General features: G+C 42.2%; 1 pseudogene. It reads right to left on the bottom strand.

The window, feature by feature from the left end:
• A pseudogene (locus AACW06_RS20300) lies at nucleotides 1–306 on the bottom strand (IS1 family transposase); the annotation flags it as partial.

Raw genomic sequence — 306 nt, 5'->3', positions numbered from 1 at the left:
CAGTGAAGTCATCAGTGAAAAAGAAGCGGATGTCGAACGGCGCTAGTAAAGCAAGTAGTGCTCGCAATGCATCTGTATTACGTTTACCAAATGAATGAGCAATGATGCGTTTATAACGCGGCTCCCATGTATACCAAAGCCATCGTCGATTTTTATTATTACCTACGAATGACCACTGCTCATCAACTTCACAAATTAGAGTGATGTTTGCTCTATCGAAAGGTATTGAGGTTACTTGCCTTGGCGAGAGTTTTTTAAAGTGCTCAATACTGTGTTGTATGCGACATTCAATACTCGGGCGGTCTC

This window comes from Vibrio sp. S12_S33, from assembly GCF_963889785.1.
GTDB lineage: Bacteria > Pseudomonadota > Gammaproteobacteria > Enterobacterales > Vibrionaceae > Vibrio > Vibrio aestuarianus.
The sequence above is the reverse complement of the archived record's forward strand: the minus strand, read 5'-3'. Positions and strand labels throughout refer to the sequence as shown.